Annotated in this window: 14 protein-coding genes; 7 read left to right on the forward strand and 7 right to left on the reverse strand. The window is 69.2% G+C overall.

All coding sequences use genetic code 11. From position 1 onward, the window contains the following. Window positions 1-18 precede the first annotated feature (18 nt). Window positions 19-450, forward strand: a complete 432-nt coding sequence (locus tag JOE57_RS14120) for an OsmC family protein (RefSeq protein WP_204918930.1) — start codon at window positions 19-21, stop codon at window positions 448-450. Between the two features lie 104 nt (window positions 451-554). Here JOE57_RS14120 and JOE57_RS14125 read toward each other — a convergent pair whose 3' ends face one another. The 4 genes from JOE57_RS14125 to pyrR are packed head-to-tail and all read right to left on the reverse strand — an operon-like array spanning window position 555 to window position 4,053. Further along, entirely contained in the window at window positions 555-1,175 is a 621-nt protein-coding gene (locus JOE57_RS14125) for a mechanosensitive ion channel family protein (RefSeq protein ID WP_204918932.1), read from the reverse strand. A gap of 51 nt (window positions 1,176-1,226) precedes the next feature. Further along, on the reverse strand, window positions 1,227-2,498 hold the full coding sequence (locus JOE57_RS14130) for a dihydroorotase (protein WP_204918934.1): 1,272 nt from the start codon (window positions 2,496-2,498) through the stop codon (window positions 1,227-1,229). After that, window positions 2,495-3,448 (reverse strand): aspartate carbamoyltransferase catalytic subunit, encoded by a 954-nt coding sequence (locus JOE57_RS14135; protein ID WP_204918936.1) that lies wholly within the window; start codon window positions 3,446-3,448, stop codon window positions 2,495-2,497. Before JOE57_RS14135 ends, JOE57_RS14130 begins: the two co-directional genes overlap by 4 nt. Continuing rightward, the gene (gene pyrR / locus JOE57_RS14140) at window positions 3,448-4,053 is read right to left on the reverse strand and encodes a bifunctional pyr operon transcriptional regulator/uracil phosphoribosyltransferase PyrR (RefSeq protein WP_204918938.1); all 606 of its coding nucleotides are present in this window, start codon (window positions 4,051-4,053) and stop codon (window positions 3,448-3,450) included. The genes JOE57_RS14135 and pyrR overlap by 1 nt, the downstream gene beginning before the upstream one ends. Before the next feature lie 62 nt (window positions 4,054-4,115). On the opposite strand from pyrR, the gene JOE57_RS14145 reads away from it, so the two are divergent. Both JOE57_RS14145 and JOE57_RS14150 read left to right on the forward strand, forming a co-directional pair. Beyond that, a complete protein-coding gene (locus JOE57_RS14145; protein WP_204918939.1) occupies window positions 4,116-4,403 on the forward strand; it encodes a hypothetical protein in 288 nt (95 codons plus the stop codon). Then, the gene (locus JOE57_RS14150) at window positions 4,390-4,776 is read left to right on the forward strand and encodes a DUF5130 family protein (RefSeq protein WP_204918941.1); all 387 of its coding nucleotides are present in this window, start codon (window positions 4,390-4,392) and stop codon (window positions 4,774-4,776) included. Before JOE57_RS14145 ends, JOE57_RS14150 begins: the two co-directional genes overlap by 14 nt. Before the next feature lie 22 nt (window positions 4,777-4,798). On the opposite strand, the gene JOE57_RS14155 is transcribed toward JOE57_RS14150, so the two are convergent. Both JOE57_RS14155 and pepN read right to left on the reverse strand, forming a co-directional pair. Further along, entirely contained in the window at window positions 4,799-5,938 is a 1,140-nt protein-coding gene (locus tag JOE57_RS14155; RefSeq protein WP_204918943.1) for a Nif3-like dinuclear metal center hexameric protein, read from the reverse strand. After that, complete coding sequence (gene pepN / locus JOE57_RS14160; RefSeq protein ID WP_204918945.1) at window positions 5,935-8,505, reverse strand: aminopeptidase N; 2,571 nt, start codon at window positions 8,503-8,505, stop codon at window positions 5,935-5,937. The genes JOE57_RS14155 and pepN overlap by 4 nt, the downstream gene beginning before the upstream one ends. 44 nt (window positions 8,506-8,549) lie before the next feature. On the opposite strand from pepN, the gene JOE57_RS14165 reads away from it, so the two are divergent. Further along, a complete protein-coding gene (locus JOE57_RS14165) occupies window positions 8,550-9,302 on the forward strand; it encodes a DsbA family protein (RefSeq protein ID WP_239578952.1) in 753 nt (250 codons plus the stop codon). 37 nt (window positions 9,303-9,339) lie between these two features. Then, complete coding sequence (locus JOE57_RS14170; protein ID WP_204918947.1) at window positions 9,340-9,813, forward strand: ribose-5-phosphate isomerase; 474 nt, start codon at window positions 9,340-9,342, stop codon at window positions 9,811-9,813. 436 nt (window positions 9,814-10,249) lie between these two features. Here JOE57_RS14170 and JOE57_RS14175 read toward each other — a convergent pair whose 3' ends face one another. Then, window positions 10,250-10,513: a hypothetical protein gene (locus JOE57_RS14175; RefSeq protein WP_204918948.1), complete on the reverse strand. Its 264-nt coding sequence runs from the start codon at window positions 10,511-10,513 to the stop codon at window positions 10,250-10,252. A 55-nt stretch (window positions 10,514-10,568) separates the two neighbouring features. Between JOE57_RS14175 and JOE57_RS14180 the strand changes: the two genes are divergently transcribed. Together JOE57_RS14180 and JOE57_RS14185 are read left to right on the forward strand one after the other, a co-directional pair. Further along, window positions 10,569-11,375, forward strand: coding sequence for an Fpg/Nei family DNA glycosylase (locus JOE57_RS14180; protein WP_204918950.1), 807 nt, complete (start codon window positions 10,569-10,571; stop codon window positions 11,373-11,375). Beyond that, on the forward strand, window positions 11,348-12,931 hold the full coding sequence (locus tag JOE57_RS14185; RefSeq protein ID WP_204918952.1) for a hypothetical protein: 1,584 nt from the start codon (window positions 11,348-11,350) through the stop codon (window positions 12,929-12,931). Before JOE57_RS14180 ends, JOE57_RS14185 begins: the two co-directional genes overlap by 28 nt. Window positions 12,932-12,938 lie beyond the last annotated feature (7 nt).

Consider the following 12,938-nt stretch of genomic DNA (forward strand, 5'->3'; position numbering starts at 1 on the left):
AACCCTGAGGAGAAATTCATGGCAACCGTTCGTACCGCCAACGCACACTGGGAAGGCTCCCTGATGGAGGGTGCCGGGACCGTCGAGCTCGTCTCGTCCGGCATTGGCACCTACGACGTCACCTGGGCCTCCCGGGCGGAGGAGGCCGCCAGCGGCCGGACCAGCCCTGAGGAGCTGATCGCGGCTGCCCACTCGACCTGCTTCTCGATGGCGCTGTCGAATGGCCTCGCCAAGGCCGGCACCCCGCCGACGAGCCTCGACACCACCGCCGACGTCACCTTCGTCCCCGGCACGGGGATCACGGGAAGCAAGCTGACCGTACGCGCCGTTGTGCCCGGGCTGACCGCAGAGCAGTTCGAGGCAGCGGCCCAGGACGCCAAGGCGAACTGCCCGGTCAGCCAGGCGCTGACCGGCACCGAGATCACCCTCGAGGCGACTCTCGCCCAGTAGACGCAGGGTAGGGCCAACGCACAGATCGGCGCGTCATCGCACCTTCGCCGCCACCCGCCAGGGGCGACGAGCCCGGGGGAGTCGATGACGCGCCGATTCGTCTGCTAGACCTCGGGAGCCGGCTCGACGGGCTGGGGGCGCCCGGCGCCGCCCTGGCTGAAGTTGCCCACCCGCAGTACCTCGCCGTTGCGGACGTACCAGACGGTGCCGTCGTCGCCGCGCAGCTGGGTGACCCGCAGCCCGATCTCCTCGACCGTGCCGGAGGCCTTCTCCATGTCCACGAAGTCGCCGACCCCGATCTGGTCCTCGATCAGCATGAACACTCCAGAGATCAGGTCCTTGACGATGTTCTGGGTGCCGAACGCGACCGTGATGCCGACGATGGAGGTGCCGGCCAGAATCGTCGAGATGTTGAAGTGCAGCTCGGACAGCACCATCAGCAGCGTCACCAGGAAGATCAGCGCCGTGATGATGTTGCGGCCGAGGGAGCCCAGCGAGGCGATCCGCTGCTGCCGGCGCGCCGACGGCAGGCTGGTGGCCTGGATGATCACCTGCGCTGCCCTGAACCGTGAGTGGGGCTGCCGCGAGATCGCGCGCCGCACCCAGCGGTCCATCAGCCGATGCAGCAGCCACCGGGACAGCACCGCGAGCACCAGCAGGAAGGCGATCCGCAGCGGGACGAAGGCAAAGAACTCGGTCAGAGTGCGGGGGAACCAGGAAGGCATACGGCCAACCCTAACGACCGCTACCGGCGCCATCCCAGCCAGCGCAGCGGGTCAGCGCCGGTAGGTGATGGCGCCACGCCAGACGGTGAGCTGGATCGGGTCCGGCAGGTCACGGCCGTGCCACGGGTTGTTGCGGGACAGCGATGCCGAACGGTCCCGGTCGACCACCGCCCGGGCGGTGGGGTCGACCAGACACAGGTTGGCCGGCTCACCCACGGTGAGCGGCCGCCCCTGGCCGCCCAGCCGGGCGATCCGGGCCGGCGTGACCGACAGCCGGTCAGCCACCCCGGACCAGGTCAGTCGACCGGTCTCGACCATGGTATCCATCACCACCGCCAGTGCGGTCTCCAGGCCGACCATGCCGAAGGCCGCGTCACCGAACGCGTGCTCCTTGTCGTGCCTCGCATGCGGCGCATGGTCGGTGGCGACGGCGTCGATCGTGCCGTCGGCCAGCGCCTCACGTAACACCACCACGTGCTCCTGCGGCCGCAGCGGGGGGTTCACCTTGAAGGTGGGGTCATAGCCGATCACCTCGTCGGTGGTCAGCAGCAGGTGATGCGGTGTCACCTCGGCCGTCACCTGGATGCCCCGCCCCTTGGCCCAGCGCAGCACCTCCACGGTCTCCGCGGTGGAGACGTGGCAGACGTGCAGCCTGGACCGGGTCAGCTCGGCCAGCTGGACGTCGCGGGCGACGATCGTCGACTCGGCCACCGAGGGCCAGCCGGCCAGGCCGAGCCGCCCGGAGATTTCGCCCTCGTGGCAGCAGGCGTCGACGCCAGCGAGCTGGGGGTCCTGGGCGTGCTGGGCGATCACCCCGTCGAAGGCACGGATGTACTCCAGGGCCCGTCGCATCAGCCGTGAGTCGTCGACACAGTGACCGTCGTCGGAGAAGAAGCGGACGCCCGCAGACGATCTGGCCATCAGCCCGAGCTCGGCCAGCTCTTGGCCGGCCAGACCCTTCGACACCGCGCCGACCGGCACCACCTGGGCATGTCCCGCCCGGTCGCCGAGTGCCGCCACATACTGGGCCGCCTCGGCGGTGTCGGTCACCGGGACGGTGTTGGCCATCGCCAGTACTGCGGTGAAGCCGCCCCGGGCGGCAGCTGCGGTTCCGGACTCGACCGTTTCGGCGTCCTCCCGCCCCGGCTCGCGGAGGTGGGTGTGCAGGTCGACCAGACCGGGCAGTGCGACCAACCCGTCGGCATCGACCCGCTCGACCGCTGCGCCGGCAGTCGCTGGGTCGGCCAGCACTCCGTCGCGGATCAGGAGGTCCCGACGGCCCTCGCCGAGCACGTCGGAGCCGATGATCAACAGCTCGGTCATGAGGTCACTCCTGGATTGTCGTCGGCGCCGCCCAGCAGGTGGTACAGGACGCTCATCCGTACGGCGACGCCCGCGGCGACCTGGTTCAAGATCAACGAGTTTGCTGCGTCGGCCGCGTCGGCGGAGATCTCCAGGCCACGGTTCATCGGACCGGGATGGCAGATGGCCGCCCCCTCGCGCAGCCGACCCAACCGGGCCCGGGTCAGGCCGTAGCCGACCGTGTACTCCCGCGCGGTCGGGAAGTAGCCGCCGGACATCCGCTCCCGCTGCACCCGCAGCATCATCACCGCGTCGGCAGAGCCGATCACGGCGTCGAAGTCGGTGCTCACCTCGGCCGGCCAGCTCTCCACCCCGGACGGCAGCAAGGTCGGCGGGGCGACCAGGATGACCCGAGCGCCCAGCGTCTGCAGCAGCAGCACGTTGCTCCGCACCACCCGAGAGTGGGTCAGGTCTCCGACGATGGCGACCGTCTTGCCGCTGAAGTCGGACAGCGCGGGGTCGGTGCGGCGGAAATGGCGTCGCAACGTGAACGCGTCCAGCAGCGCCTGGGTGGGGTGTTCGTGGGTGCCGTCCCCGGCATTGATCACCTGGGCGTCGATCCACTGCGACGCCTGCCACGGCGCGCCGGAGGTCATGTGCCTGATCACCAGCGCGTCCACCCCCATCGCGGCGACGGTGAGCACAGTGTCGCGCAGCGACTCGCCCTTCGACACCGAGGAGCCCTTGGCGCTGACGTTGATCACGTCCGCCGACAGCCACTTGCCGGCGATCTCGAACGAGGACCTGGTCCGGGTGGAGTCCTCGAAGAACAGGTTGACCACGGTCCGGCCGCGCAGCGCCGGCAGCTTCTTCACCGGCCGGTCCTGGACCGTCGACATCTCCTCCGACAGGTCGAGGATCGAGCTGATGGCTTTCAGGTCCAGGTCGGCAGCCGACAGCAGGTGACGCATCAGCGTTCCTCACCGCCCTGGCGGCCGGCGACGGCGGCCCCGTCGGCCGTCTTCTCGGGTCCCCGGGCAATGGTCACTTCATTCACTCCGTCTGTCTCGGCCAGTCGCACGCTCACCCTCTCATTCGCCGCTGTCGGCAGGTTCTTGCCCACATGGTCGGCGCGGATCGGCAGCTGCCGGTGACCCCGGTCGACCAGGACGGCCAACCGGACCGCCCGGGGTCGGCCAAGATCACCGAGCGCGTCCAACGCGGCCCTGACCGTACGGCCGGAGAACAAGACGTCGTCGACCAGGACGACCACCGCGTCGTCGATGCTCACCGGGATGGCCGTGTGTCCGACCGCCCGGGTCGGGTTGCGCCGCAGGTCGTCGCGGTAGAGGGTGATGTCCAGTGCGCCGGTCGGGATCGAGGCACCCTCAACCTCCGACATGGCCTTCGCCAGCCGTTCGGCCAGCACGACGCCCCGGGTCGGGATCCCGATCAGGACCAGACCCTCGGCTCCACGGTTGGCCTCGAGGATCTGGTGCGCCATCCGCATCAGCGCACGCGCGATCTCCTCCTCGTCGAGCACGACCCGGGAGGCCTCGGGTTGCGATTCGGACACCGAATCCTCCTTGCTGGCGGGCTGCCGGGCCACAATCTCCGATTACGGATACCGTAGGGCAGGTGAGTGAACTCTTGAGCATGCTAGTGCCCCTGGAAACGCTGCCGGGATGGCCGGTGGCTGAAAACCCGTCGTTCGTGCAGGAGTGGGGTCTGTTAATCGGCATCCCCGCGCTCATCTGCGTCGTGATCATTCTGCTGGCCAAGGCCCCGACGCTGGCCAGGGCCAGCCGGAAGTCGCCGGTCGCGGTGCAGGAGACGTTGTGGCTGGGCGCCGGTTCCACCGAGGCCAAGGCCTTGGAGGGCACTGCTGGCCCCCGCGAGGTTGGAGGCGCAAGTGCTCGCTGGTGACGCATTGACCCCGGCCGAGATCGACCGGATCAAGAAGGCGGTCCGCAACGCGGAGGCCATCTCACGGTTCAAGTTCTCGGTTTTCGTGGGCGTCTCTGAGGAGAACTCCCGCGGGTACGCCGAGCGGCTGCACAGCTCGCTGGCGGACCCGGAACACTCGGTGCTCGTGATGTGCGACCCGGAGTTCCGGGCGCTGGAGATCGTCACCGGACCAGAGGTCCGCCGTACGCTCGGCGACGTCGAGTGCGGACTGGCCGCGGCGTCGATGCAGGCCTCCTTCGTCGGCGGTGACATCGTCGGCGGTCTGGTCGAGGGCATCCAGCAACTCGGCGAAGCCGCCCGCGCGCCGAAGAACCTGCACGTCAAGGGCTGACTGCCCTCTCCCGCCGCACGGCCTACCGGATCACGAAGTCCCACGGATCGGTGCAGATCTCCGAGATGACCGACTCGACCCGGTGGCCGGTGGCGGCCAGTCCGTCATCGACCAGGGTCCGGACCACCGGCAGCCAGGTCCACTCGGCCGCCCAGTGCGGGATGTCGATCAGGGCCGGTGCCGGTGACCACTCGCGGGCCTCGCTGGCCGGATGGTGCCGGAGGTCTGAGGTCACGTAGACGTCGGCGCCGGAGCTCCGGGCCACGTCCAGCAGATCATCGCCGGCGCCGGCCTGGACCGCCACCACCGAGATCTCCTGATCCGCGACGCCGCTCACCCGGGCGCCGACGGCCGTCGGCGGCAGCGCGGCCGCCACGGTCGCGGCGAAGTCGCGCAGCGACCTGGGCACGGGCAGGGTGCCGACCCGTCCCAGCCCTGCGTCGCCGGCGACCGCCGCCAGTTCCAGCACGTCGTAGGCCGGCGTCTCGTACGGGTGGGCTGCGAGCAGCGCCGACACCACTGCGTCGCGCCGGGACCGGTCCAGCACCATCTCGATCCTCGTCTCCGACACCCGTTCGACCTGCCCGGTCCGTCCGAGGTAGGGGTCCGACCCCTCGAGCGGCCGGAACGTGCCAGTGCCCTCGGTGAGGAACGCGCAGCGGTCGTAGTCGCCGACCGCCCCGGCGCCGGCGACGGCCAACGCATCCGTCAGCTGCTGCGCATGATCATTGGGCACGAAGGTGATGATCTTGTCCAGCCGCTCCGCCGGCGCGGGCACCAGCGGCCGGCAGTCCTGCAGCCCGAGGGTGTGGGCGAGCGCATCGACCGTGCCGCCGGTCGGCACATCGGCGTTGGTGTGGGCGACGTAGAGCCCGATCCCGCTGGTGATCAGCTGGGCGACCAGCCGGCCCTTGGGATGATCAAGATCGACTGCATGGATGCCCCGCAGCAGCAACGGATGATGGGCGATGATCAGCTGCGCGTCCCGTCGGCGTGCCTGTTCCACCACCGCCCAGGTGACGTCGACGGTGTAGAGGACGCGACGCACCTCAGCCGATCGGGCACCGATGACCAACCCGACGCGGTCCCAGTCCTCCGCCCGGGCGGGCGGGTACAACCCCTCCAACAGCGAGACGAGGCTGCCGATCGTCGGTGCGCTCATCCGGCAGCCTGGCAGCGCAGCGCGCGGGCAGCGTCATCGCGCCGCTCGTCAACGATCCGGCGGACGGAGTCGGAAAGTTGTGCGGTCGCCAGCCAGGAGTCGATCTGCTGCAGCCGTTCCGGGGTGATCCCCTGACCGGGGAACAGCAGCGTCAGGACGTTGTCGCGCAGCGACATCGCCTTGGTCCGCCAGATGCCCTCACCGGCGGAGATCTTCTCGGCCTCCGCAAGGTAGCGGTCGACATACGGCGCCAGGACGTCGTCCTGGTCGGACTGCCAGAACCCCTGGCAGATCGACCGCTGCGTCTCGTTGGCGATGTCATCGCCGTCGACCGCGAGCGCCCACGCATCGGCCTTGGCCGCCGTGGTAGGCCGGGCGGCCCGTGCCTCGGCCGCGTGCTCGGCCCCGGCGATGGTGTTGTCGGTGGTGAGCTCGGCCGCCAGGTCGGCATCATCCATCCGGCCGAGCCGGGCGAGCGCGGTCACCAGCGCCCAGCGGAGGTCGGTGTCCACCGCCAGGCCGTCCGGCACGCCGGTGCCGTGCAGCCATGCCGTCAACCGGTCCGCAGCAGCGGCGCTACGGGCCGCCAGGGCGAGGGCCCGGGCCAACGCGAGCTGGTGGTCCGATCCTGCTGCGGCCGACTCGAGCTGCTCGAGGAGTCCCGTCTCCCAACGGGTCGCGACCGCGTCCCGTCGCTCTGGCGGGGTGTACGACGCCACGGCCTGTCGACCCTGCCGGAGCATCGCCCCGACCGCGGTCAGGTCGGACTCCGCCACGACGCCACGCAGCACCAGCTCGACATAGTCGGCGGCACGCAGCTCCGCGTCCCTGCACATGTCCCAGCTCGCTCCCCAGCAGACGGCGCGCGCCAGCGGGCTGTCCATCCGGTGAATGCTGTTGATCAAGGTCCGCAGCGAGCGGTCGTCCAGCCGCACCTTCGCATACGTCAGGTCGTCGTCGTTGACCAGCACCAGGTCAGGCTGCCGCAGTCCGACCAGCTCGGTGATCTTTGTGCTGGCGCCGGAGATGTCGGTCTCGATCCGCTGCACCCGGACCAGCGCTCCCTGCTGCAGCTCGTACAGTCCGATCGCCAGCCGGTGGCTGCGCAGGGTCGGCCAGAGTGCCGGTGCGGTCTGCTCGACCGAGAAGGTGGTGAACCGACCTTCGGCGTCCGTACTGAAACGGGCTCGGAGGGTGTTCACTCCAGCCTTCTCCAACCACTCGCTCGACCAGCCCGACAGGTCCCGGCCGGACGGCTGCTCGAGCGCGGTGAGCAGGTCGGCCAGCTCGGTGTTGCCGAACGCGTGCTCGGCGAAGTATCGGCGGGCACCCGCCAGGAAGGCGTCCCGGCCAACGAAGGCGACCAGCTGACGCAGCACCGAGGCGCCCTTGGCATAGGTGATCCCGTCGAAGTTCAGCTCGACGGCCTCCAGATCGACCATGTCGGCCGCGATCGGATGCGTCGACGGAAGTTGATCTTGACGGTAGGCCCAGGTCTTGCGCCCGTTGCAGAACGAGGCCCAGGCATGGGCCGGGTCGCCGGCGGTCTCCGACTGGGCGAAGTGCGAGGCCCACTCCGCGAACGACTCTTTCAGCCACAGGTCGTCCCACCAGCGCATCGTCACCAGGTCGCCGAACCACATATGTGCGAGCTCGTGCAGGATGGTGTTGTCCCGGCTCTCGTAGGCCGCCGCGGTCTTGCGGGAACGGAACAGATATTCGTCGCGCAGCGTCACGCAGCCGACGTTCTCCATTGCACCGATGTTGTACTCCGGCACGAACGCCTGGTCGTACTTGGCGAACGGGTAGGGGTAGTCGAACTGGGCCTCGAAGACGTCGAAGCCACGTCGGGTGGTGGCGAGGATCCGGTCGGCGTCGAGGTGCTGCGTCAGAGACCGACGGCAGAGCAGCGACATCGGGATGGGCCCCTTCATCCCGGTGTAGGAGTCGGTCAGAACCGCGTACTCACCGGCCACCACCCCGACCAGATAGGTCGAGATCGGCTCGGTGGTGGCGAAATCCCACTGGGCGACGCCGCCCTCGTGCTGCACCCGGCCCGACTCAGGCCCGTTGGAGATGACCGTCCAGTCCGCCGGCGCCAGCACCGAGACGGTGTAGCTCGCCTTCAGGTCGGGCTGTTCGAAGCAGGCGAACACCCGGCGGGCCTCGGAGGTCTCGAACTGGCTGTACAGATAGACCCGCTGATCGGCCGGGTCGACGAAGCGGTGCAGCCCGAGGCCGCTGCGACTGTAGTTGAGCACCGCAGTGACCGTCAGCTCGTTGGCCCCCGCAGCCGCCTCGAACGGAAGCCTGGAGTCGACGAACCCCGCCGGGTCCAGGTCCACCCCGTTCAGCGAGGCGGTCAGCACCCGGTCGGCGATCAGGTCGATGTGCGACCGCTGGGCCGAGGAGGCCGTGAAGCGGACCGTGGCGGTGGACACGAACGTCTTCTCGGGCTGCTCGAGGTCCCGGCCGGTGAGGTCGACCAGCAGCTCGTACGATTGCGTGCTGATCAGCCTCGCGCGGGCACGCGCTTCGTCGCGGGTGAGGTTGGCGGGAAAGACCATGCCCCGATCTTGTCACGACCGGTCTGCTCCGTAGTCTTGGCGGCATGGCGAAGTCGGACAAGAAGAGCGTCTCGAAGAAGGGCCGTGCCAAGAAGGACCCAGCCAGGAAGGACGCAGCCAAGAAGAGGTCTGCGAAGAAGGGTGCGCAGCTCGAGAGCGTGTCCGCAACGGCCGAGACCGATCAGCCCACCCTGGTTGACTTCTGGTTCGACCCGACCTGCCCGTGGGCGTGGCTCACCTCGCGCTGGATGCTCGAGGTGGAGAAGGTCCGTCCGGTGAAGACGATCTTCCACGTCATGAGCCTGTCGGTGTTGAACGAACATCGCGACGTCTCCGACGACTACCGCCGAATGCTCAATGCCAACTGGGCTCCGGTGCGGATCGCCCTCACCGTCTGGCAGCAGTACGGCCAGGAGCAGCTGGCCGCGTTCTATACCGCCCTCGGCGTCCGGCTCCATCATCACAAAGAGGGTGTCCACCGGAGCACGCTGGTAGCCGCGCTGAACGACGTCGGCCTTCCGCCGGAGCTGGCTGACGCCGGCGAGACCGGTGACAACGACGACGCGCTGCGCTGGTCGCACCACGAGGGGATGGACCTGGTCGGCAAGGATGTCGGCACGCCGGTGCTGAAGATCAACGGGGCAGCCATCTTCGGTCCGGTGATGTCACCGATCGTGACCGGGGAGGAGGCCGGTCGCATGTTCGACGCCGTGGTCCGGCTCGCCTCCTATCCCGGTTTCTTCGAGCTCAAGCGCAGTCGCACAGTGGCACCGATCTTTGATGGGATCGGCGGCTGACCCTGCCCGGCCCGGCCCGACCTGAGATAGTTCTGCCATGCGCGTACACATCGGCAGCGACCACGCCGGCTTCGACCTCAAGAACTTCCTGGTGGCCGAGCTGGGCTCGGCCGGGCACGACGTGGTCGACCACGGTCCGGCACAGCTGGATCCGCAGGATGACTACCCCGTCTTCTGCATCCCGGCGGCTGTGGCGGTGGTGGCTGACCCGGGTTCGCTCGGGGTGGTGATCGGGGGGTCCGGCAACGGTGAGCAGATCGCCGCCAACAAGGTCCGCGGGGTGCGCTCAGCGCTGGCGTACAACACCGAGACGGCGCAACTGGCCAGACTGCACAATGACGCCAACGTGGTGGCCGTCGGTGCCCGGATGCACACCGAGGCGGAGGCGCTCGAACTCGTTACGTTGTTCCTCTCCACGTCCTTCAGTGGCGAGGAACGACACGCCCGCCGGATCCAGATGCTGGGCGACTATGAGCGCACCCACGAGGTTCCCAAGCCTGCCACCGAGTGACGCGCAGCCGCGTTCTTCGGCAGTGAGGACTTCCGGCGCCGATCCGGGTCGAAAACTCGACAGAACGCGACTTCTGCCGTCCGCCTGCGCCGATCTGGGTCCGAAAACTCGGCAGAACGCGACTTCTGCCGTCCGCTTGCGCCGATCTGGGTCCGAAAACTCGGCAGAACGCGACTTCTGCCGCCTTCCGGCGCCGATCCGGGTCGAAAACTCGGCAGAACGCCACTTCTGCCGGCCGCCTGCGCCGACCTGGGTCGAAAACTCGGCAGAACGCGACTTCTGCCGCCCTCCAGGGCCGATCCGGGTCGAAAACTCGGCAGAACGCGACTTCTGGCATTCCGTCGTCGGCGAAGACGTCCCCATCCTTGAGCGCATCGCGGCAACCGACCACCAGATGACGCCGAAAGGAGCATCGAGGCTCAGAGCGCGATGTCGGTCACACCCTCGCCGAGGCGCGTGGGCGCTTGCCCTCTACCCGCGCCAGTAGGCTGCTGAGTACGGACTCGGCGTACTCCTCGTCCTCCCGGGTGGGCCGGGACACATCTCGGGCACGCAGGGCCCGATCCGCCGACACCAGTCCGGAGACCCCGTCCCGGCCGAAGTCCCTCGGCCACGGCTCCCGGCCGTCGTTCGCGTTCGCTGTGATTCCGGCATCGCTGTGTGGCGATGGCACCCCGGAACCCTCCGAGCGTCCTGTCATGGCACAAGCCTAGAGTGACCGCTGGCCGCCCGCAGCACATTTGAGGAGTATCGAGATGCCCGAGGGTCACACCCTGCACCGGCTGGCGCTGGACCTGAACGCCGCGTTCGGCGGCCGGCAGCTCGCGGTGACCAGCCCGCAGGGACGGTTCGCCGAGTCCGCCGCACTGATCGACGGCGCCACCCTGGTGACGGCGTCCGCGCACGGCAAGCACCTGTTTCTCGAGTTCGACCGGGCACTGCTGCTGCACATCCACCTCGGCCTGATCGGCGGCCTGCAGATCGGCCCGGCGGCCCCGCCGCGCGGCGAGGTCCGGGTCCGGCTCGCCGCCGAGGACACGGTCGCGGACCTACGCGGCCCGCAGGCGTGTGTACTGCGGACGCCGGACGAGGTGGCCCGCCAGGTGGCTGCTCTCGGGCCTGACCCGCTGCGGCCCGACGCCGACCCCGAGCGGGCCTGGACCCGGATCCATCGGTCCAACCGGCCGATCGCCGCCCTGCTGATGGACCAGACCGTGCTGTCCGGCGTCGGCAATGTCTATCGGGCCGAGGTGCTGTTCCGACAGCGCCTGAACCCGTTCCGTGAAGGCAGCAGGCTCAGCCGTCGCAGCTGGGACGCGATCTGGGCCGACCTGCTGGCGTTGATGCCGCAGGGGGTGACCGACAACAGGATCGACACCGTCAGGCCCGAACACCTGCCCGAGCTAATGGGACGTCCACCGCGGGTCGACGACCACGGTGGTGAGGTGTACGTCTACCGGCGGCACGGGCAATCGTGCTTCGTCTGCGGGTCGAAGGTGCGGACCGAGGTGCTGGCCGGACGTAACCTCTTCTGGTGCGGAAAATGCCAGCGGCGGGGCTGACCTTCCGGCTGCCCGCTGGGTCGGTCCAGTTCGACCCGGACGGACGATTGCTGCGGGTCGCGCACGACTCGCGGTCCGACGGTGGCTACCTGGCGCCGGGCTTCGGCCCCGGCTCGCTGGTGGTCGACGGCCAGACGCAGGACTGGATGCGGGTCGGGATGGTGTCCGACGCCGATGAGCTGGAGGTCTCTTACCAGGCCACCCAGACGCATCTCTCGCTGGTGATCCGGCACACCGTGACGACCGCCTGGGGCGTCCGGCTGGCGATCACCAACCTCGGCTCCGAACCGGTCAGCATCGAACGTGCGAGCCTCGCACTGCGTCCGTCGCCGGGCTATCTCGGCTGGGCCCTGACCGCCGGAGCGACCGCCGGCTACGCCGTTTATCCGGCCGACGGCGACGGTCCGCTGCTTGCCTGGACCCTGCAATGGGGTGAACTCGCCCGAGCCACCACCGAGGGTCTGGAGCTGGGCCCGATCGACCTGCCGCCCCGGGGTCGCTACATCGTCCAGTGGCTGTGGGACTTCCATCCGACGCCGGCACGCCTGGGCCGGGGCCGGCTCGGGGTGGTGCCGGCGCCGGCGGTGCTGACCATGGGCCAACCGGTGGAGATCATGGACGAGGACACCGCGTTGGTCACCGGTGGCTCCCTCACAGTGAGCACCAATGAGGGCGTACGCGAGGTGGCCGCTGAGGAGCCTGGTCCGTATCCGATCGAGCTCAGATCGGGTCGGGGGACCACCCGGTTCGAGGTGACCTGGGTGCGCCCGATGGACCAGGTCCTGGCCCGCGCCGCGGAGCAGGTCCTGGCAGGACCGACCTCGGCGACCGGCGTCACCAGGCTGGCGGACGCGGCGGCGGCCCTGCTGGTGCAGCGGGCGCTGGCCGAGATGCTGGTGGCCGATCCCGAACCCGCCGCCGACGCGCTGGAGCTGTTCAGCGCCGGGCTGCTTGAGCGTGGGCGTTGCGACCCGTTCGAGGTGGCCCTGCTCTGCGGTGAATGGACGCGGACCGGCGATCATGATCTTGTCGAGGTCGCCCGGTCGAGTCTGCTGTCGGCTGAAGCGGTCCGACCGGGGCTCGGGCTGGCGGCTACCCGTCTCTGCGTCGCACTGATGATGGCCGGTCGGCCGGTGACGGAGGTGTTGGACCGGTTGTCCCTGCTTCGGCACACGATCGGTGCCGTGCCTTCCGGCCGCCGGGCGAACGAGGACGTTCTGCGGGACCGGCTGGCTGAGCTCGAGCTGATCATGGTGGTGCAACGCAACATCGAGGTGGTCGGCGACGACGTACTGCGCCTGGTCGGCTGCCTCGGCGGTTACCTCGGCTACGGGCTTCCCGGACAGCTCACCGAGCCGGTCGGCGACGACACGCTCGGCTACCTGGTCACCATCCTCAGCCTGTTGCCCGACGAGGTCGGCGAGAACTTCCTTGACAGCTGGGGCGTGACACCGCAGGCGCTGGCTGACCGCTATCGGCCGGTGGTGCTGTCCGGCCACGACCGGACGCATCAGCGCGCCCTCGCCTGGCTGGTGCTGGGCCGTCAGGCCGCGTGATGAGAAG

The organism is Microlunatus panaciterrae (assembly GCF_016907535.1).
GTDB classification, from domain to species: domain Bacteria; phylum Actinomycetota; class Actinomycetes; order Propionibacteriales; family Propionibacteriaceae; genus Microlunatus; species Microlunatus panaciterrae.

Coding starts and splice junctions, on each gene's coding strand:
- JOE57_RS14120 (WP_204918930.1), top strand. CDS start 19: ATGGCAACCGTTCGTACCGCCAACGCACACTGGGAAGGCTCCCTGATG.
- JOE57_RS14125 (WP_204918932.1), bottom strand. CDS start 1,175: ATGCCTTCCTGGTTCCCCCGCACTCTGACCGAGTTCTTTGCCTTCGTC.
- JOE57_RS14135 (WP_204918936.1), bottom strand. CDS start 3,448: ATGCGTCACCTGCTGTCGGCTGCCGACCTGGACCTGAAAGCCATCAGC.
- JOE57_RS14170 (WP_204918947.1), top strand. CDS start 9,340: ATGCGCGTACACATCGGCAGCGACCACGCCGGCTTCGACCTCAAGAAC.
- pepN (WP_204918945.1), bottom strand. CDS start 8,505: ATGGTCTTTCCCGCCAACCTCACCCGCGACGAAGCGCGTGCCCGCGCG.
- JOE57_RS14165 (WP_239578952.1), top strand. CDS start 8,550: ATGGCGAAGTCGGACAAGAAGAGCGTCTCGAAGAAGGGCCGTGCCAAG.
- JOE57_RS14175 (WP_204918948.1), bottom strand. CDS start 10,513: ATGACAGGACGCTCGGAGGGTTCCGGGGTGCCATCGCCACACAGCGAT.
- JOE57_RS14130 (WP_204918934.1), bottom strand. CDS start 2,498: ATGACCGAGCTGTTGATCATCGGCTCCGACGTGCTCGGCGAGGGCCGT.
- JOE57_RS14155 (WP_204918943.1), bottom strand. CDS start 5,938: ATGAGCGCACCGACGATCGGCAGCCTCGTCTCGCTGTTGGAGGGGTTG.
- JOE57_RS14180 (WP_204918950.1), top strand. CDS start 10,569: ATGCCCGAGGGTCACACCCTGCACCGGCTGGCGCTGGACCTGAACGCC.